This window comes from Pseudomonas sp. PB103, assembly GCF_009764635.1.
Lineage (GTDB): Bacteria > Pseudomonadota > Gammaproteobacteria > Pseudomonadales > Pseudomonadaceae > Aquipseudomonas.
Genome location: NZ_RWIL01000176.1, coordinates 44,314 through 64,113, shown reverse-complemented (window position 1 = coordinate 64,113; position 19,800 = coordinate 44,314). Strand labels below are relative to the sequence as shown.

The window sequence follows — 19,800 nt, the reverse complement described above, 5'->3', positions numbered from 1 at the left end:
CACATTCCAATGTAGGAGCTGCCGAAGGCTGCGATCTTTTGCGTTACTTGGCTTTGGCGACTTTCCAGGCGCCGTCCATTTTGCCGTCACCGGTCATGTCACCGGCCTTCTTGTCCATCACGAAGGTGTACAGCGGCATGCCTTGGTAGGCCCACTGCATCTTGCCGTCGTCGCGTTTGATGACAGTCCAGTCCCCCATCGACTTGTCACCCGCCGTCGCCATCAACGGCGGCCAGTTGGTTGCGCACTTGTCGTTGCACATCGACTTGCCGCCCGAGTCCTTGGCGAAGGTGTACAGGGTCATGCCTTTGTGGTCGGTGTACATGCCGTCCTTCTCCATCGCAGGATCTGCAGCCATGGCAAATCCAGGCAGCGTCAGAGCGGCAGCCATCAGCAGGGCTTTGAAAGAAACAGTCATTTGAGTCATGGAAACCTTCTTTTGTGGTTGTCAGGATTCGGACTTAGAGCTTAGTTGAGGATTTGCACAATCGCCGCCGGACGAAAATACTGTCACACGACTGCAATAATTCCGTTATCTAATGCGGCGCAAGACAGTTAAATGACAAGAGGATTAAGGCATGGTTGGCAGGAGCATTCTGATCGTCGACGACGAAGCGCCCATTCGCGAAATGATCGCCGTTGCGTTGGAAATGGCCGGCTATGACTGCCTCGAGGCAGAGAACTCGCAGCAGGCGCACGCCATCATCGTTGACCGCAAGCCGGACCTGATCCTGCTCGACTGGATGCTGCCCGGCACCTCCGGTATCGAGCTGGCCCGCCGCCTCAAGCGTGACGAGCTGACCGGGGACATCCCGATCATCATGCTCACCGCCAAGGGCGAAGAGGACAACAAGATTCAGGGCCTGGAAGTCGGCGCCGACGACTACATCACCAAACCTTTTTCCCCGCGCGAACTGGTTGCACGCCTGAAAGCCGTGCTGCGTCGCGCCGGCCCGACCGATGGCGAAGCGCCAATCGAAGTCGGTGGCCTGCTGCTCGACCCGATCAGCCACCGCGTGACCATCGACGGCAAACCGGCCGAGATGGGCCCGACCGAATACCGTCTGCTGCAATTCTTCATGACCCACCAGGAACGCGCCTACACCCGTGGCCAGTTGCTGGATCAGGTCTGGGGCGGCAACGTCTACGTTGAAGAGCGCACCGTCGACGTGCACATCCGCCGCCTGCGCAAGGCCCTCGGCGACGCCTACGAAAATCTGGTACAAACCGTGCGCGGCACTGGCTACCGGTTTTCCACAAAAGCATAAAAAAGCAGCTGCAAGCTTCTAGCTACAAGCGGCAAGTTGAAGCCGACCCGCTTTAGCTTGAAGCTTGTGGCTTGAAACTTGAAGCTGCGGCTAAGGACGCCCCCGTGAATCAAAACTGGCATGGCACCCTGATTCGCCACATGCTGTTGCTGGTCACCGCCTGCCTGGTGATCGGCCTGATCACCGGCTATTACGGCTGGAGCCTGGCGGCAGGTCTGGGCATTTATCTGGGCTGGACGCTCAAGCAATTGCTGCGGCTGCACGAGTGGCTGCGCCAGCATCAACCGGACGAAGCACCGCCCGATGGCTATGGTCTGTGGGGCGAAGTGTTCGACAGCATCTACCACCTGCAACGCCGCGACCAACGCGTGCGCGGGCGTCTGCAAGCGGTGATCGACCGAGTACAGGAGTCCACTGCTGCGCTGAAAGACGCGGTGATCATGCTCGACAGCGACGGCAACCTGGAATGGTGGAACCGCGCCGCCGAAACCCTGCTCGGTCTGAAGACCCCGCAGGACAGTGGCCAACCGGTGACCAACCTGGTGCGGCATCCGCGCTTCAAAGAATACTTCGAGCAGGACAGCTACGCCGAGCCGCTGGAAATCCCTTCGCCGACCAACGATCGCGTACGCATTCAGCTGTACCTGACCCGCTACGGCAACAACGAACACCTGATGCTGGTGCGCGACGTCACGCGCATCCATCAGCTGGAACAGATGCGCAAAGACTTCATCGCCAACGTCTCCCACGAATTGCGCACGCCGCTGACGGTGATTTGCGGCTATCTGGAAACCCTGCTCGACAACGTCGAAGAAGTGAACCCGCGCTGGAGCCGCGCCCTGCAGCAGATGCAGCAACAGGGCGGACGCATGCAGACACTGCTCAACGATTTGTTGTTGCTGGCGAAACTGGAAGCCACTGATTACCCGTCGGACAACCAGCCGGTGCAGGTCGACGCCCTGCTGCAATCGATCAAGGGTGATGCGCAGCAGTTGTCCGGTTCGAAGAATCAGCGCATCACGCTGGAAGCCGACGCCGGCCTGCTGCTCAAGGGCAGCGAAGCGGAATTGCGCAGTGCGTTTTCCAATCTGGTGTTCAACGCCGTGAAGTACACCCCGGCCGAGGGCAACATCCGCATTCGCTGGTGGGGTGACGATCAGGGCGCGCACCTTAGCGTGCAGGATTCCGGGATCGGCATCGACAGCAAACACCTGCCGCGCCTGACCGAACGTTTCTACCGCGTCGACTCCAGCCGCAACTCCAACACCGGCGGCACCGGGCTGGGTCTGGCCATCGTCAAACACGTATTGCTGCGCCACCGCGCACGCATGGAGATCAGCAGCGTGCCCGGTCATGGCAGCACCTTCACCTGCCATTTCGCCCCGGCGCAAGTGGCCAGCGCACGGGCGATCAGCGCCGCTGAGTAATGTCGCACTAGGCAATCGCCAGGTCAGCCGCTACATTGGCTGACTTGTGCCTGCCTTTCAGGCGCGACTTTTACCTCTCTTGAATCACACGGAACCCGCAAAACTCCATCATGGACCCTTCCCCTGGCTTGTCCCTCGCAACAATATTCGCCGATTTCGGCATGATCCTTTTTGCTCTGATCCTGGTTTTGCTCAACGGTTTTTTCGTTGCGGCGGAATTCGCCATGGTCAAACTGCGCTCGACCCGGGTCGAGGCCATCGCCGACAAAAACGGCTGGCGCGGGCACATCCTGCGCACCGTACACAGTCAGCTCGATGCGTACCTCTCGGCGTGTCAGCTCGGTATTACCCTCGCCTCCCTTGGCCTGGGCTGGGTCGGTGAGCCGGCCTTTGCGCACATTCTCGAGCCGCTGCTGAGCGCAGTCGGCGTGCAGTCGCCGGAAATCGTCAAAGGCGTGTCGTTCTTCACCGCGTTCTTCATCATTTCGTACCTGCACATCGTCGTCGGCGAGCTGGCCCCGAAATCGTGGGCGATCCGCAAACCCGAGCTGCTTTCGCTGTGGACGGCGGTGCCGCTGTACCTGTTCTACTGGGCGATGTACCCGGCGATCTACCTGCTCAACGCCAGCGCCAACGCAATTCTGCGCATCGCCGGTCAAGGTGAGCCAGGCCCGCACCATGAACACCATTACAGCCGCGAAGAACTGAAATTGATCCTGCACTCCAGCCGTGGCCAGGACCCGAGCGATCAGGGCATGCGTGTTCTGGCCTCGGCGGTGGAAATGGGCGAGCTGGAAGTGGTCGACTGGGCCAACTCCCGCGAAGACCTGATCACGCTGGAATTCAACGCGCCGCTGAAAGAAATCCTCGCGATGTTCCGTCGCCACAAGTTCAGCCGTTATCCGGTATACGACAGCGAGCGCCAGGAGTTCGTCGGCCTGCTGCACATCAAGGATCTGCTGCTGGAACTGGCGGCGCTGGACCACATTCCCGAGTCGTTCAACCTGGCCGAACTGACCCGTCCGCTGGAGCGCGTGTCGCGACACATGCCGCTGTCGCAGCTGCTGGAGCAGTTCCGCAAGGGCGGCTCGCACTTCGCCGTGGTCGAGGAGGCTGACGGCAACATCATCGGCTACCTGACCATGGAAGACGTGCTGGAAGTGCTGGTCGGCGACATTCAGGACGAACACCGCAAGGCTGAGCGCGGCATCCTCGCGTATCAGCCGGGCAAGCTGCTGGTGCGCGGTGATACGCCGCTGTTCAAGGTGGAACGCTTGCTGGGCATCGACCTCGACCACATCGAAGCGGAAACCCTCGCCGGGCTGGTCTACGAAACCCTGAAACGGGTGCCGGAAGAGGAAGAAGTGCTGGAAGTCGAAGGCCTGCGGATCATCATCAAGAAGATGAAAGGGCCGAAGATTGTGCTGGCGAAGGTGTTGATGCTGGATTGAGTGCAATGCGGGTGACCGCATTGCCTGTTAAAAGATCGCAGCCTTCGGCAGCTCCTACAGGGGATCGCATTCCAATGTAGGAGCTGCCGCAGGCTGCGATCTTTTGCTTTTTACTGTTTGCCCAACGCAAAGTTGGGCAATGCCCCCAGCGGCTGGTTGAACTGGTAGGGAATCGACACCAGCCCCGCCCCGCTGTTGCGCTGCACCACAAAGTGCAGGTGCGGGCCGCTGCTGTTGCCGGTGTTACCCGACAGTGCCAGCGGACTGCCCACCGTCACCCTCTGCCCTTCGCGCACGCTCACCGAACCTTGCTTGAGGTGCAGGTACACGCCCATCGTGCCGTCGTCGTGCAGCACCCGCACAAAATTGCCGGACGCATCATTGCCGCGCCCGCTCTGCGAGTTTTCGGTTTTCACCACCACCCCTGCCCGCGCGGCAATGATCGGCGTGCCGACCGGCATGGCAATGTCCATCGCGTATTTATTCTTCGGCCCGTAGTGGCTGTATTGGCCGTTGGCGCCCTGGCTCAGGCGGAACGGCCCACCGCGCCATGGCAGCGGATAACGATAGCCCTGCGCGGTGCCGGCAGGGTCACCGAGGGAATAGTGAAATTGCGGCGTGTACACCAGCGGCTGCTTGCCGGACACCGCCGTCAGCAACGCCAACCGCGTGTTGCTGCGCGCCGGCAGCACCCGGCGGATGGTTTGCGCCGGTGCACCACGCACGTTGCTCATCCCGGTAAACGCCAGCGCAACCTCGACCGGCGCGTACAAATCGTTGCGCACGAAGACCACGTCGGCGCCCTTCTGCTTTTTGATGTCGAGGTATACCTGACGTTCCAGGCGCTCGACCATCCGGTCCTGAAAGACGAACACCTGCGCGCCTTTGCTCGGCCGGTCACTGTAGGAGACCACGCCGTTGGCATCGGTGGATTTGTAAATGGTCATGGCCACAGCCGAGGTGGAGGCCATGAAGAGACCACAGAGAAACAGCAGGCGCGCGAGCATGGGCAAGAGTCTGTCGAAGTAAGGCCTGGGAGTGAGCCTAGCAGTTGTGACAGACCAGGCTAGTCGACAGATGTTTCAATTTGCCCAGCACACAAAGCAAAAGATCGCAGCCTTCGGCAGCTCCTACAGGGAAATGCATTCCCATGTAGGAGCTGCCGCAGGCTGCGATCTTTTCACAGACGCCGATTACGCGCCGGGAACGAAGTGCTTCTGTGCCGTGCCGCGAGCGATCAGGCGGGAGATGTAGTCGAGCTTCTGCGCATCCTGGTCGACAAAACGGAAGGTCAGTTGCAGCCAGTCGCTGTCGGCTTTCTGCTCATGCGCGACGATGGCGTGCAGGTAACCGTTGAGGCGGGCGATTTCAGCGTTGTCGCCCTGCTCCAGGTCGAGCACGGCGCTGTCGAGGATCTGCGGCAGGGTGTCGGTGCGTTTGATCACCAGCAGCGCTTCCTTGATGCTCAACGCCTTGATGACGCATTGCTGGGTGCCGCTCGGCAGACGCAATTGACCCTGACCACGACCACCGGCCGGCGCTTTCGACGCTGCGGGGGCCTGCACCGGTGGGCTGTTGAGCAAACCACGCGACGGCGCTGCAGCTGCTGGCGCAGCGGCAGCCGGTTTGGCGAACGGGTTGACCGCCGCTGCCGGTGCGCCGCCGACCACAGCAGGCTTGCCACCGGTCAACGCGCTCAGCGAATCGTTGCCGAACGCCGAGTTCATCTTGGTCGGCGCACTGTTCATCAGGGTGTCGAGCTTGCCGACCTTGTTCAGCGCCTGTTTGACCTTGGTCAGCAGTTGCTCGTTGGTGAACGGCTTGCTGACGTAGCCGGAAACGCCGGCCTGAATCGCCTGCACGACGTTTTCCTTGTCGCCACGGCTGGTGACCATGACGAACGGCATAGTCTTGAGATTGTCTTGCTCGCGGCACCAGGTCAGCAGTTCAAGACCGGACATTTCCGGCATTTCCCAGTCGCACAGGACCAGGTCGAACGCCTCTTTGGCCAGCATGGCCTGAGCCTTTTTACCGTTGACGGCGTCCTCGGTGCGGATCCCCGGGAAGTAATTACGCAGGCACTTTTTCACCAGGTCACGAATGAACGAAGCATCGTCCACGACCAACACACTGATCTTGCTCATCCAACACCCCTATTAAAATCCCGGCAAGCATAACGCTGGCTGATGGCACATTGCCAAAACTCTTCAGTCACGCCGGGACTTTTCGTTCGCGGGTGCTGCTTTTTAATTCGATCTGCCTTGTGAAAAGCAGAAACAAAAACGCCCGGCCAAAGGGCCGGGCGCTTTTCTCAGGCAATCTTACTTATCGTCAGCATCGCCCGGAACATTAGCGGTTTCGCCGCTTGTGCCCTCAACTTCTTCCTTCATGCGCTTGAGGCCCATGTGGCGCACGTCGGTACCACGCACCAGGTAGATGACCAATTCGGAGATGTTGCGTGCGTGGTCACCGATGCGTTCCAGCGAACGCAGCACCCAGATGATGCTCAAGACCCGCGAGATAGAGCGCGGATCTTCCATCATGTAGGTGGCCAGTTCACGCAACGCGGTTTTGTATTCGCGGTCGATGATCTTGTCGTACTGCGCCACCGACAACGCCAGATCGGCGTCGAAACGGGCAAACGCGTCCAGCGCATCACGGACCATATTGCGCACCTGGTCGCCAATGTGACGAACCTCGACGTAACCGCGCGGCGCTTCGCCTTCTTCGCACAACTGAATGGCGCGACGGGCGATCTTGGTCGCTTCGTCACCGATGCGCTCCAGGTCGATCACCGACTTGGAGATGCTGATGATCAGACGCAAGTCGGACGCCGCCGGCTGACGACGGGCGAGAATGCGCAGGCATTCTTCGTCGATGTTGCGTTCCATCTGGTTGATCTGGTCATCGATCTCGCGCACCTGCTGAGCCAGACCGGAGTCGGCCTCGATCAGCGCGGTCACCGCGTCGTTGACCTGTTTCTCGACCAGCCCGCCCATGGCCAGGAGGTGGCTGCGCACTTCCTCAAGCTCAGCGTTGAACTGCGCAGAGATGTGATGGGTAAGGCCTTCTTTGGAAATCATTGTTCGCTCCGCGAAAGTTGCAAGCTTCAAGCTGCAAGCTTCAAGCAATTATGTATAAGTCCCGATATCGCACCGCTTCTTTCTTGCCGCTCGCAGCTTGAAGCTCGCGGCTGTACGGTTAACCGTATCGACCGGTGATGTAGTCTTCGGTCTGCTTCTTTGCCGGATTGGTGAACAGCGTATCGGTGTCGCCGAATTCCACCAGTTTGCCCATGTACATGAACGCCGTGTAGTCCGAAACCCGCGCAGCCTGTTGCATGTTGTGCGTAACGATGACGATGGTGAACTTGGATTTCAGCTCGTAGATCAGCTCTTCGACTTTCAGCGTCGAGATCGGGTCGAGGGCCGAGCACGGTTCGTCGAGCAGCAGCACTTCTGGCTCAACCGCGATGGTGCGGGCGATCACCAGACGCTGTTGCTGACCACCGGACAGGCCGAGTGCCGATTCGTGCAGACGGTCTTTGACTTCGTCCCACAGTGCCGCGCCTTTCAATGCCCACTCGACCGCTTCGTCGAGGATGCGCTTCTTGTTGATGCCCTGGATGCGCAGGCCGTACACGACGTTTTCGTAGATGGTTTTCGGGAACGGGTTGGGCTTCTGGAACACCATGCCGACGCGGCGACGCAGTTCGGCAACGTCTTCGCCCTTGCGATAGATGTTGTTGCCGTACAGGTTGATCGCGCCTTCTACGCGGCAGCCGTCAACCAGATCGTTCATACGATTGAAGGTGCGCAGCAGCGTCGATTTACCGCAGCCGGACGGGCCGATGAACGCGGTCACGCGCTGTTTCGGAATGTTCATGCTGACGTCGAACAGCGCTTGTTTCTCACCGTAGTACAGGCTCAGGCCGGGTACTTCGATGGCCACGGTTTCCTGTTCGAGGTTCAGGCTCTGCTTGTCGCGGCCCAGGGCAGACATGTTGATGCCGTGGGTATGTGCTTCGTGCTGCATGGGAGGCTCCCTGTGCTAACAAATTCGGTTCGTTGAACCACTGGCCTTGCCAATGGGTTACTGAAAATCTGTGGCTTGCGCCGATCCTTGTGGGAGCTGGCTTGCCAGCGATGGCATCACCGCGGTGTTACTGGCTGACCGAGTCGCTTGCATCGCTGGCAAGCCAGCTCCCACAGGATTTGTGTTAACTGTCCAAAGCTTTGTATTTTTCGCGCAGGTGGTTGCGGATATATACCGCCGACAGGTTCAACGTGGCGATCACCAGCACCAGCAACAGCGCCGTGGCGTACACCAGCGGACGCGCCGCTTCGACGTTCGGGCTCTGGAAGCCGACGTCATAAATGTGGAAGCCCAGGTGCATGATCTTCTGATCCAGGTGCAGGTACGGGTAGTTGCCGTCCACCGGCAGCGACGGCGCCAGTTTCACCACACCCACCAGCATCAGCGGCGCCACTTCACCGGCGGCGCGGGCCACGGCGAGGATCATGCCGGTCATCATCGCCGGGCTGGCCATCGGGATCACAATCTTCCACAAGGTTTCAGCCTTGGTCGCGCCGAGGGCCAACGAGCCTTCACGCACGGTACGCGGAATACGCGCCAGACCTTCTTCCGTCGCCACGATCACCACCGGCACCGCCAGCAGCGCCAACGTCAGCGACGCCCAGAGCAGACCCGGTGTACCGAAAGTCGGTGCCGGCAATGCTTCCGGGAAGAACAAGCGGTCGACCGAACCACCGAGTACGTAAACGAAGAAGCCCAGACCAAACACGCCGTAAACGATCGCTGGTACGCCGGCGAGGTTGTTCACCGCGATACGGATGATCCGCGTCAGGGTGTTCTGCTTGGCGTATTCACGCAGGTATACCGCCGCCAGTACGCCGAACGGGGTGACGATCATCGCCATGATCAGGGTCATCATCACGGTGCCGAAGATCGCCGGGAAAATCCCGCCTTCGGTGTTCGCTTCACGCGGGTCATCCGAAAGGAATTCCCAGATCTTGCTGAAGTAGAAACCGACCTTGGTAAAGGTGCTCATCGCGTTCGGCTGGTAAGCGTGAACCACTTTGCCCAGACCGATTTCAATCTCTTTGCCGTTGGCATCACGAGCGGTCAGCGCATCACGGTTGAACTGCGCATGCAGATCGGCCAGACGTGCTTCGATGTCCTGATAACGCGCGTTCAACTCGGCGCGCTCGGATTCCATGTCCGCTTGCGCGGTGGCGTCGAGCTTGCCTTCCAGTTCCAGTTTGCGACTGTGCAGACGGATGCGTTCCAGCCCTGCGTTGATCGCACCGATGTCGGTTTTTTCCAGCGACTTCAGCTGTGCCGCCAGACCGTTTACCCGGTTGATCCGCGCTTGCAGCTCAGGCCAAGCCGCTTCGCCCTCGGCGATGACCTTGCCGTCCTGCTTGACGTTGACCAGGTAGCCGTAGAAATTGCCCCACTCGCGACGTTCGATCGCCATCAACTCTGGCGGCGTGGTCTGGTTGGTCAGCCACTCGCCGACGATCCAGGTGAAGTCGTTGCCGTTCAAATCACGGTTGCCGACCTTGATCAGCTCGCGGGTCATGAATTCCGGGCCGACGTCAGGCACCGGCAAACCAGCGCTCTTCAGACGTGCGCGCGGCACTTCTTCTTTCTGTACCACTTCACCGACGACCAGGTGATTGGCCTGGCCCGGGACGTCGTAGTTGGCGTGGATCAGATCCGCCGGCCAGAAGTGACCCAGACCGCGCACGGCGATCACTGCCAGCAGGCCAATGGTCATGATGACCGCGATGGACACCGCGCCACCGCTGATCCAGACGCCCGGGGCGCCGCTCTTGAACCATCCTTTCAGGGAGTTCTGTTTCACAGACTTCTACCTTTGCTTAAAGCGACGAGTATTTCTTGCGCAGACGCTGACGAATCAGTTCTGCCAGGGTGTTCATGACGAAGGTAAACAACAGCAACACCAGCGCCGAGAGGAACAGCACGCGGTAGTGGCTGCCGCCGACTTCCGACTCGGGCATTTCCACCGCGACGTTGGCGGCCAGGGTGCGCAGGCCTTCGAACAGGTTCATTTCCATGACCGGGGTGTTGCCGGTGGCCATCAACACGATCATGGTTTCGCCGACCGCACGGCCCATGCCGATCATCAGCGCCGAGAAGATGCCCGGGCTGGCGGTGAGGATGACCACGCGGGTCATGGTCTGCCACGGCGTGGCACCGAGAGCCAGCGAACCGAGGGTCAAGCCGCGCGGCACGCTGAACACGGCGTCTTCGGCGATCGAGTAGATGTTCGGGATCACCGCAAAACCCATGGCCAAACCGACCACCAGTGCGTTGCGCTGGTCGTAGGTGATGCCGAGGTCGTGGGAGATCCACATGCGCATGTCACCGCCGAAGAACCAGTTCTCCATGAACGGGCTCATGTACAGCGACAGCCAACCGACGAACAGAATCACTGGAATCAGCAGCGCACTTTCCCAACCGTCCGGGACTTTCAGGCGGATCGATTCAGGCAAGCGACTGAAGGTAAAACCGGCGACCAGAATGCCGATCGGCAACAGCATCAGCAGGCTGAAAATACCCGGCAAATGCCCTTCGACATACGGTGCGAGGAACAGACCGGCGAAGAAACCGAGGATCACCGTCGGCATCGCTTCCATCAGCTCGATCACCGGTTTGACCTTGCGGCGCATGCCCGGGGCCATGAAGTACGCGGTGTAGATTGCAGCAGCAACCGCCAGCGGCGCGGCCAGCAGCATCGCGTAGAACGCGGCTTTCAGGGTGCCGAAGGTCAGTGGCGAGAGGCTCAGTTTCGGTTCGAAATCGGTGTTGGCCGCGGTCGATTGCCAGACGTATTTAGGCTCGTCGTAATTCTCGTACCAGACCTTGCTCCACAACGCGCTCCACGACACTTCCGGGTGCGGGTTGTCGAGCAGCAACGGTTGCAGCTTGCCGCCGGCTTCGACGATCACGCGGTTGGCGCGCGGCGACAGACCGAATACACCTTGGCTATCGACCACTTGATCAACCAGCAGCGTGCGGTGCGCGGTGCTGTGGAACACGCCGAGCTTGCCGCTGGCATCCAGCGCGAGGAAGCCTTTGCGACGTTCTTCAGCGGTGATTTCAACGATCGGCGTGGTGCCCATCTGGAAGGTGCGGATCTGCTTCAGGCGCAGCTCGCCGTCGGTGTCGCGGGCCATGAACCACTGGGCCAGACCGCCCTTGGAATCACCGACGATCAGCGAAATGCCACCGACCAGTTGCGTGGTTGCGGTCACTTCGGCGTCAGCGTTTTCCAGCAGTTTGTAGCGACCGTTGAGGCTCTTGTCGCGCAGGCTGAACACATCGGCCTGGGCACGACCGTTGACCACGTACAGCCATTGCTGGCGCGGGTCGACGAAGATGTTTTTCACCGGCTCGGTCATCTGCGGCAGATCGATACGCTTCTGCTCGTTGGTGACTTCGCCGGTCATCATGTTTTCTTCGCTGGTCAGCGACAGGACGTTGAGTTGCGAACCGGTCGAGCCGACCAATATCAGGGTGGTGTCGGTGGCGTTCAGGCTGACATGCTCAAGCGCACCGCCGGCTTCGTTCAGCGCGATCGGCGTGTCGCCGTACGGGTATTCAATCGCCGGGGTGATGGTTTTCTTGCCATCGGGGTAGCTGACTTTATAAGTGTGACGGAACACCAGCGCCTGACCGTTGGAAAAGCCCACGGCCACAAGCGGATGGCCCGGCTGGTCTTCACCAATGGAGGTCACGGTGGCACCGGCCGGCACCGGCAGATCGACGCGCTTCAATTCAGCGCCACTGTCGATATCAAAGAACAGCGCCTGGCCTTTGTCGGACACGCGCATGGCCACCTGGTTCTGCTCTTCGAGCGAAATCATCAGCGGCTTGCCGGCGTCCTGCATCCAGGCCGGGGTGATCGCATCTTTCGCGCTCAGGTCGGCCCCTTTGAACAGCGGCGCAACCACGTAGGCGAGGAAGAAGAAGATCAGGGTGATGGCCGCCAGCACCGCGAGACCGCCAACGAGGACGTACCAGCGAGTGAAGCGATCCTTGAGCGCGCGAATGCGGCGCTTGCGTTGCAGCTCAGGCGTATTGAAATCAATGCGCTTGGGAGGGGAAGTCGTAGTCATTGGGGAATTGGCCAGATCATTCATGCGCACACCCTAGCGATCCTGTATGACAGAAAGATGACAATGCAGTGACGCAGCAAATCCACCGCCAGCGGGTACTGGAGGAGGATCGAAGAATTCGAAGGTTCGCGTTGCCCTGTGGGGCCCGCCTGAAACCTGCTGTAACGGAAACGTTTGAAACCTGTGTAGGAGCTGACGAGGGAACCGAGGCTGCGATCTTTTGATCTTGCAGTCAGAGGCCAGATCAAAAGATCGCAGCCTCGTTTCACTCGACAGCTCCTACAGGGGTTCCGGCAGATCCGGGGGTTAGCCCGGATCTACGGGGTTACTTCTTTGCGACTTCAGCGCCGCCTTCTTGCAGACCGAGGTCAGCCAGTGCTTTTGCAGCAACCTTGGCTGGCAGCGGGATGTAGCCGTCTTTCACTACGACTTCCTGGCCCTGTTTCGACAGCACCAGTTTCACGAACTCGGCTTCCAGCGGTGCCAGAGGCTTGTTCGGGGCTTTGTTGACGTAAACGTAGAGGAAACGCGACAACGGGTACTTGCCGTTCAGGGCGTTTTCTTCGGTGTCTTCGATGAAGTCAGTGCTGCCCTTCTTCGACAGCGCCACGGTTTTCACGCTAGCGGTCTTGTAACCGATGCCCGAGTAACCGATGCCGTTCAGCGAGGAACTGATCGACTGCACCACCGACGCCGAACCTGGTTGTTCGTTGACGTTTGGTTTGTAGTCGCCTTTGCACAGGGCTTCTTCTTTGAAGTAGCCGTAAGTGCCGGATACCGAGTTACGGCCGAACAGCTGCACTGGCTTGTTGGCCAGGTCGCCGGTCACGCCCAGATCGCCCCAGGTTTTCACGTCGGCTTTGGCGCCGCACAGACGGGTCGACGAGAAGATCGCGTCAACCTGTTCCATGGTCAGGTGCTGGATCGGGTTGTCCTTGTGCACGAACACGGCCAGGGCATCCACGGCAACCGGGATAGCGGTTGGCTTGTAGCCGTACTTCTGCTCGAAGGCAGCCAGTTCGGTGTCCTTCATCTTGCGGCTCATCGGGCCCAGGTTGGAGGTGCCTTCAGTCAACGCAGGTGGCGCAGTGGCGGAGCCAGCGGCCTGAATCTGGATGTTTACGTTCGGGTATTCTTTTTTGTAGTTCTCAGCCCAGAGGGTCATGAGGTTGGCCAGGGTATCGGAGCCGACGCTGGACAGGTTGCCCGACACACCAGTGGTCTTGGTGTAGCTCGGGATAGCAGGGTCAACAGCGGCGAACGCGTTGGCAGTCGCAACGCCAGCAGCGACAAAAGTCATTGCCGCCATCAAACGCTTCAGTTTCATGCCTTACTCCTAGCAGATAGGGTGTGTTAAGTCGGGGCCAAGTATCAGCAGGCCGTGTGAACACTCTATGGCTGAAATATGACAATTGGATGAAAGGCCAGCATGTCGCGACAGATCGTTCCCACGCTCTGCGTGGGAACGCCGCCATGGACGCTCTGCGTCCGCATTTGAGAGGTGACGCGGAGCGTCACAGGATGCATTCCCACGCGGAGCGTGGGAACGATCAGTGCAAAATCTGGATCAGAGGCCCTTCTTCCAGAGCCATGCCCCCACCAGAATCCCCATCGTGCACAGCACCGCCACATAGTAGGCCGGCCCCATCGCGCTTTCCTTCAGAAGCAGACTCACCACCATCGGCGTCAACCCGCCAAAGATCGCGTAAGCCACGTTGTACGAGAACGACAACCCGCTGAAGCGCACCACTGGCGGAAACGCTTTGACCATCACATACGGCACCGCACCAATGGTGCCGACCAGAAAACCGGTCAGCGCATACAGCGGGAACAGCCAGTTCGGGTGATCGGCGAGGCTGTGATAGAACGTCCACGAGCTGATCAGCAGGCCCAGGCAACCGAACACAAACACCCGGCCGGCACCGAAGCGGTCCGCCAGCGCACCGGAAATGATGCAGCCGATGCTCAGGAACACGATCGCCAGACTGTTCGATTGCAGCGATTGCGTCGGCGTGAAGTGATAGACCGTTTGCAGCACGGTCGGGGTCATCAGGATCACCACAACAATCCCGGCCGACAGCAACCAGGTCAGCAGCATCGAGATCGCAATCGCGCCGCGATGATCACGCAGCACCGCACGCAGCGGCACTTCTTCAGCCAAGGCTTTACGCTGTTGCAGCTCGGCGAACACTGGCGTCTCATGCAGCCAGCGGCGCAGGTAGACCGAGAACAGGCCGAACACACCGCCGAGCAGGAAAGGGATCCGCCACGCGTAATCGGACACTTCTGCAGGCGTATAGATGCTGTTGATCGCGGTGGCGACCAGCGAGCCGAGCAGGATGCCGGCGGTCAGGCCGCTGGTGAGTGTGCCGCAGGCGTAACCCATGTGCTTTTGCGGCACGTGTTCGGAAACGAAGACCCACGCGCCCGGCACTTCACCGCCAATCGCCGCGCCCTGAATCACGCGCATCACCAGCAGCAGGATCGGCGCCCACATGCCGATCTGTGCGTAAGTCGGCAGCAGCCCCATGATCAGGGTCGGCACGGCCATCATGAAAATGCTCAGGGTGAACATCTTCTTGCGCCCCAGCAGGTCGCCGAAGTGCGCCATGACGATGCCGCCCAACGGCCGCGCGAGGTAGCCGGCGGCGAAGATGCCGAAGGTCTGCATCAGGCGCAGCCACTCGGGCATGTCGGCGGGGAAGAACAGCTTGCCGACCACGGTGGCGAAGAAAACGAAGATGATGAAATCGTAGAATTCCAGCGCACCGCCAAGGGCGGACAGCGACAGAGTCTTGTAGTCATTGCGGGTCAACGGTCGTGCGGGTTGCTCGGGCTGCGCGAGGCTCGAAGGCGCTGTGGTCATGGCAAGGGCTTCTCTTATAGTCGGATCTGCCGCCACAACAACGCTGGCGGTGGCTTGGGCAGGTTCGGCACCATAGCAAATTGTTCGAAAAAGCACATAGAGGCGCGTATTTGACGGTCAAAATCAGAACCGGATGGTCGTCGTGGAGTCTACCGACCGATATACTCGCAACCTGCTCCGGTTTGTAGGGGGTTGCTGTGCGAAAACGTCGTTGGCCCGGCCTTTGCTCGGGATTAGCCGGTTTCGCAGAGTTTCTCCTTCAGGCGGCTTATGGAAAACGTGACGAACGTAGTATGTTCGGTGCTGAATCGTTTTTCCTGAAGACGGCTACCACCCGCAATACCAACAAGAGTCACGGGTCAGAGGCACCCCCGGCATGATAGAGCTCGAACAAGAAGATCCGATCCCGCAAGGCGACCTGGCCCTGCAAATCACCGCACTCCCACGCGAAACCAACGGCTTTGGCGATATTTTCGGCGGCTGGCTGGTGGCGCAGATGGATTTGGCCGGCACCGCAATGGCCAGCCGTGTCGCTGGCGGTCGCGTCGCCACGGTTGCCATCGATCGCATGGCGTTCCTCGTCCCGGTCGCTGTCGGCGCGCAATTGTCCTTTTATACCCAGACCCTGGAAATCGGCCGCAGCTCGATCCAGATGATGGTCGAAGTGTGGAGCGACGATCCGCTGTCCAGCGAGTGGCGTAAAGTGACCGAAGCGGTCTTCGTCTTCGTCGCCATCGACGGCAGCGGCCGCACACGTTCGGTTCCACCGCGCGCGCGTTAAACCTCGCGGCCGTTTGACGGTCGATTGTTGTCCTTGTTACTGATCGAGAGCTGTCCGATGAACACGCCCAACGTTGAAGCCGTGAAACTGGATGAACTGAACTGCTGGCGCATCCGCCACGGTCAGGCCGAAGTGCTGGTAGCCCAGCAAGGCGCACACATCCTCAGTTATCAGATCGATGGCCAGCCGCCGATCATCTGGCTCAACGACAAGGCCGAATTCAAGACAGGCAAGAGCATCCGCGCCGGTGTCCCGGTGTGCTGGCCGTGGTTTGGCAAATTCGAGCGCAACCCGCAGAGCGTGCAGGCCATGTACACCGGCGATCAACCGGCGTCCGCGCACGGTCTGGTGCGGGCGATGGATTGGGAGTTGGGTGGCATCGAATCAGAGGTTGACGGCGTCAAGGTCGAGTTCAAACTGCCCTACCCCGAAGGCGGCCTGCCGGGCTGGCCGCATCAGGTCGATCTGACCCTGACCCTGCATTTGTCCGAGCAACTGAGTTTCAGCCTGACCAGCCATAACCGTGGCAGTGACACCGTCAGCCTGAGCCAGGCGCTGCACACCTATTTCGCGGTCAGCGATGTGCGCTACGTGCACGTCGATGGCGTCGATGGCTTGAATTACATCGAGACGCTGGATGACTGGAAAACCAACCGTCAGCAAGGTGACCTGCAGTTTGCCGGTGAGACCGACCGCATCTATCTCGACGCTCCGCCGCAGCTGAGCATCGTCGACGCGGCCTGGGAACGACGCATTGTGCTGACCGCCACCGGCTCGCGCACGGCGGTGATCTGGAATCCGTGGATTGACCGCGCGGCCGCGCTGGCGGATATGGATAACGATGGCTGGCAGCGCATGTTGTGCATCGAGACGGCGAACGTGATGGATGACATCGTCACGCTGGCACCGGGCGCGAGCCATACCATGGGCGTCAGTGTCGCAAGCAAACCGCTCTAAGTCCTGACGCAGAACGAAATGTGGGAGCGGGCACCTGTGGCGAGGGGATTTATCCCCGTTGGGTCGCGAAGCGGCCCCCGCTTTTTTTAATCAAGAGCAGGGCCTGCTGCGCAGTCCAACGGGGATAAATCCCCTCGCCACAGGGCTCATTCCCACATTTGTTATGTGCAGGTTCTAAAGATCAGACTCCTGCACCACCCGCACTTTGTCCGCGTCCAGCGCATACGCCGCGTCAGCCAGGTCATTGCTGACCTTCTCGACTTTCAGCGTGCCGGTCACCCACAGCGGCGTGTAAATGTCATCCAGCTTCAAACCCTTCGGATAACGCACCAGCACCAGTTGATTCGGCGGCGGTGGCGGCACGTGGATGCAAGCACCCGGATAAGGCACGAGGAAGAACAGCGTGCTGCGGCCCTTGGCGTCAGACTCCAGCGGCACCGGGTAACCACCGATGCGGATGTGCTTGTCGTTCATCGACGCCACGGTTTTGGTTGAATACATCACTGCCGGCAGACCTTTGGCCTGCTTCATCCCGCCCTTCTCGGTGAAGGTGCCGGTGGCTTCCGGGGAGTTGTGGTCGATTTCAGGCATGGCCTCGAGGGCCTTTTGATCCGACTTGGGCATCAGTTCGAGCCAGTCGGTTTCCGGCAGTTCGCCGGCGTGGGCCAAACCGCTGCCCAGAAACAGGAGAGTCAACAGAAGACGGCGCATGAAGGTGCTCGGTATAGAAAGGAATGAACGCTGAATCGCCGAGCATTCTAGCCCTCCCTGCCGCGTTGGCAGAGAGGGCTTTGTCGCTTTGGATCAGTTCTTTTTGATCAGGCCGTAGATCACCAGCAACACGATTGCGCCAACCAGTGCGCCGATGAAACCTGCGCCCTCGCCCGCGTGATAGATGCCCAGAGCCTGGCCGCCGTAAGTGGCCGCCAGCGAACCGCCGATACCGAGCAGGATGGTCATGATCCAGCCCATGCTGTCATCGCCCGGTTTCAGGAACCGAGCCAGCAGGCCGACGATCAAGCCGATAAAGATGGTTCCGATAATTCCCATGGCAATTCCCTCTCAGTAGTAGATATGCGAAGCCTAGTCAGACTTTGGCATCCTGCCATGAGAGAACGGCGGCCCCTGAATGGTTCCGCCGCTGCCACATGAAACTGTTTTACTCGGCGATCAGCGCTTCGACCTTGATGATCTGCGCCTGCAGCGTGGCCATGTCCGCGCAGCGCAGGTTGGCGTGACCGACCTTGCGCCCGGCCTTGAACGCTTTGCCGTAGTGATGCAGGTGGCAATCGTCGATGGCGATGACCTTCTCAACCGGCGGTACCACGCCGATGAAGTTGAGCATCGCGCTCTCGCCGACCTTGGCCGTCGAACCCAGCGGCAGGCCGGCAACGGCGCGCAGATGGTTTTCGAACTGGCTGCACTCGGCGCCTTCGGTGGTCCAGTGCCCGGAGTTGTGTACACGCGGGGCGATTTCGTTGGCTTTCAGCCCACCGTCAACTTCAAAGAACTCGAACGCCATCACGCCGACGTAGTTCAACTGCTTGAGCACACGGCTCGAGTAGTCTTCGGCCAATGCCTGCAACGGGTGATCAGTGCTGGCAACGGACAGCTTGAGAATGCCGCTGTCGTGGGTGTTGTGCACCAATGGATAGAAGCGGGTTTCGCCATCACGAGCACGCACCGCGATCAGCGAGACCTCACCGGTGAACGGCACGAAGCCTTCCAGCAGGCAGGCAACGCTGCCCAGTTCGGCGAAGGTGCCGACCACATCTTCCGGCTTGCGCAGGACCTTCTGGCCCTTGCCGTCATAGCCCAGGGTGCGGGTTTTCAGCACGGCCGGCAGACCGATCGCAGCGACCGCAGCGTCCAGATCGGCCTGCGACTGAATGTCGGCGAAAGCCGGGGTCGGGATGCCCAAGTCCTTGAACATGCTCTTTTCAAACCAGCGATCGCGAGCGATGCGCAGGGCTTCGGCGCTCGGGTAGACCGGGACGAACTGCGACAGGAATGCCACGGTTTCGGCCGGGACGCTTTCGAACTCGAAGGTCACCAGATCGACTTCATCGGCCAATTGGCGCAGATGATCCTGATCGCCGTAATCGGCCCGCAGGTGTTCGCCCAGCGCAGCGGCGCAAGCGTCCGGCGCAGGGTCGAGGAAAGCGAAGTTCATGCCCAGCGGAGTGCCCGCCAGGGCCAACATGCGACCCAACTGGCCGCCACCGATTACACCGATCTTCATCTCAACAACCTCAGGCAATACGTGGGTCTGGATTGTCCAGGACGCTGTCTGTCTGCTCGGCACGGAAGGTTTTCAGTACCGCGTGGAACTGCGGATGCTTGGCGCCGAGGATGCTCGCCGAGAGCAGCGCAGCGTTGATCGCGCCGGCCTTGCCGATGGCCAGGGTGGCGACCGGAATGCCCGCTGGCATCTGCACGATGGACAGCAGCGAGTCGACGCCCGAGAGCATGGCCGACTGCACCGGCACACCGAGCACCGGCAGGTGGGTCTTGGCCGCACACATGCCTGGCAAGTGGGCTGCACCACCGGCACCGGCGATAATCACCTCGATGCCGCGGCCTTCGGCCTCTTCGGCGTACTGGAACAGCAGATCCGGGGTACGGTGGGCAGAGACCACTTTGACCTCGTACGGGATGCCGAGCTTTTCCAGCATATCGGCGGTGTGGCTAAGGGTGGACCAATCGGACTTGGAGCCCATGATCACGCCAACCAGTGCACTCATCGTCGCGCCTCTTCTCTCTGGAGCGCCCGCAGGCGCGTCATAAAACAACAAGCCACGCAGGTTGCGTGGCTTGATTGTACGAAAAATGGCCGGACGTGCCGGCCGAAGGCCGCGCAGTATACCGCAAAGAAAGCAATA

18 protein-coding genes are annotated in these 19,800 nt (G+C 60.2%); 5 read left to right on the top strand and 13 right to left on the bottom strand.

Annotated features, from left to right (window positions below):
- Positions 1-43: 43 nt before the first annotated feature.
- Complete coding sequence (locus EJA70_RS30570) at positions 44-427, bottom strand: hypothetical protein (protein ID WP_008078761.1); 384 nt, start codon at positions 425-427, stop codon at positions 44-46.
- Between the two features lie 151 nt (positions 428-578).
- Here EJA70_RS30570 and phoB point away from each other — a divergent pair, with 151 nt between their 5' ends.
- The 3 genes from phoB to EJA70_RS30555 all read left to right on the top strand — a co-directional run bounded on the left by phoB (position 579) and on the right by EJA70_RS30555 (position 4,146).
- Positions 579-1,268, top strand: coding sequence for a phosphate regulon transcriptional regulator PhoB (gene phoB / locus EJA70_RS30565; protein WP_007896474.1), 690 nt, complete (start codon positions 579-581; stop codon positions 1,266-1,268).
- Between the two features lie 140 nt (positions 1,269-1,408).
- A complete protein-coding gene (gene phoR / locus EJA70_RS30560) occupies positions 1,409-2,695 on the top strand; it encodes a phosphate regulon sensor histidine kinase PhoR (protein WP_256677783.1) in 1,287 nt (428 codons plus the stop codon).
- A gap of 110 nt (positions 2,696-2,805) precedes the next feature.
- Entirely contained in the window at positions 2,806-4,146 is a 1,341-nt protein-coding gene (locus EJA70_RS30555) for a hemolysin family protein (RefSeq protein WP_008078763.1), read from the top strand.
- A gap of 110 nt (positions 4,147-4,256) precedes the next feature.
- Here the strand turns inward: EJA70_RS30555 and EJA70_RS30550 are convergent, their stop codons facing one another.
- From EJA70_RS30550 to EJA70_RS30515, 8 genes are all read right to left on the bottom strand, one after another.
- Positions 4,257-5,153, bottom strand: coding sequence for a M23 family metallopeptidase (locus EJA70_RS30550; protein ID WP_008078764.1), 897 nt, complete (start codon positions 5,151-5,153; stop codon positions 4,257-4,259).
- A gap of 186 nt (positions 5,154-5,339) precedes the next feature.
- Positions 5,340-6,290 carry a response regulator gene (locus EJA70_RS30545; RefSeq protein ID WP_008078765.1) on the bottom strand — a complete coding sequence of 317 codons (951 nt, stop codon included), beginning with the start codon at positions 6,288-6,290 and terminating at the stop codon, positions 5,340-5,342.
- A 177-nt stretch (positions 6,291-6,467) separates the two neighbouring features.
- Positions 6,468-7,229, bottom strand: coding sequence for a phosphate signaling complex protein PhoU (gene phoU, locus EJA70_RS30540; RefSeq protein ID WP_007954334.1), 762 nt, complete (start codon positions 7,227-7,229; stop codon positions 6,468-6,470).
- 118 nt (positions 7,230-7,347) lie between these two features.
- On the bottom strand, positions 7,348-8,181 hold the full coding sequence (gene pstB, locus EJA70_RS30535; RefSeq protein ID WP_064116474.1) for a phosphate ABC transporter ATP-binding protein PstB: 834 nt from the start codon (positions 8,179-8,181) through the stop codon (positions 7,348-7,350).
- Between the two features lie 184 nt (positions 8,182-8,365).
- A complete protein-coding gene (gene pstA, locus EJA70_RS30530) occupies positions 8,366-10,036 on the bottom strand; it encodes a phosphate ABC transporter permease PstA (RefSeq protein WP_008078768.1) in 1,671 nt (556 codons plus the stop codon).
- A gap of 16 nt (positions 10,037-10,052) precedes the next feature.
- On the bottom strand, positions 10,053-12,086 hold the full coding sequence (locus tag EJA70_RS30525; RefSeq protein ID WP_178117052.1) for an ABC transporter permease subunit: 2,034 nt from the start codon (positions 12,084-12,086) through the stop codon (positions 10,053-10,055).
- Between the two features lie 553 nt (positions 12,087-12,639).
- On the bottom strand, positions 12,640-13,641 hold the full coding sequence (locus tag EJA70_RS30520; RefSeq protein WP_034152107.1) for a phosphate ABC transporter substrate-binding protein PstS: 1,002 nt from the start codon (positions 13,639-13,641) through the stop codon (positions 12,640-12,642).
- 240 nt (positions 13,642-13,881) lie between these two features.
- Complete coding sequence (locus EJA70_RS30515; RefSeq protein ID WP_158836326.1) at positions 13,882-15,180, bottom strand: MFS transporter; 1,299 nt, start codon at positions 15,178-15,180, stop codon at positions 13,882-13,884.
- Positions 15,181-15,556: 376 nt separating this feature from the next.
- On the opposite strand from EJA70_RS30515, the gene EJA70_RS30510 reads away from it, so the two are divergent.
- The gene (locus EJA70_RS30510; RefSeq protein ID WP_003229628.1) at positions 15,557-15,961 is read left to right on the top strand and encodes an acyl-CoA thioesterase; all 405 of its coding nucleotides are present in this window, start codon (positions 15,557-15,559) and stop codon (positions 15,959-15,961) included.
- 57 nt (positions 15,962-16,018) lie between these two features.
- Positions 16,019-16,918 carry a D-hexose-6-phosphate mutarotase gene (locus EJA70_RS30505; RefSeq protein WP_158836324.1) on the top strand — a complete coding sequence of 300 codons (900 nt, stop codon included), beginning with the start codon at positions 16,019-16,021 and terminating at the stop codon, positions 16,916-16,918.
- Positions 16,919-17,092: 174 nt separating this feature from the next.
- On the opposite strand, the gene EJA70_RS30500 is transcribed toward EJA70_RS30505, so the two are convergent.
- From EJA70_RS30500 to purE, 4 genes are all read right to left on the bottom strand, one after another.
- Positions 17,093-17,629, bottom strand: a complete 537-nt coding sequence (locus tag EJA70_RS30500) for a DUF3299 domain-containing protein (protein ID WP_008078784.1) — start codon at positions 17,627-17,629, stop codon at positions 17,093-17,095.
- A gap of 93 nt (positions 17,630-17,722) precedes the next feature.
- Positions 17,723-17,968 carry a GlsB/YeaQ/YmgE family stress response membrane protein gene (locus EJA70_RS30495; RefSeq protein ID WP_007920223.1) on the bottom strand — a complete coding sequence of 82 codons (246 nt, stop codon included), beginning with the start codon at positions 17,966-17,968 and terminating at the stop codon, positions 17,723-17,725.
- A 109-nt stretch (positions 17,969-18,077) separates the two neighbouring features.
- On the bottom strand, positions 18,078-19,160 hold the full coding sequence (locus tag EJA70_RS30490) for a 5-(carboxyamino)imidazole ribonucleotide synthase (RefSeq protein WP_158836322.1): 1,083 nt from the start codon (positions 19,158-19,160) through the stop codon (positions 18,078-18,080).
- Positions 19,161-19,170: 10 nt separating this feature from the next.
- Complete coding sequence (gene purE / locus EJA70_RS30485) at positions 19,171-19,662, bottom strand: 5-(carboxyamino)imidazole ribonucleotide mutase (RefSeq protein WP_007954291.1); 492 nt, start codon at positions 19,660-19,662, stop codon at positions 19,171-19,173.
- Between the last annotated feature and the right edge of the window lie 138 nt (positions 19,663-19,800).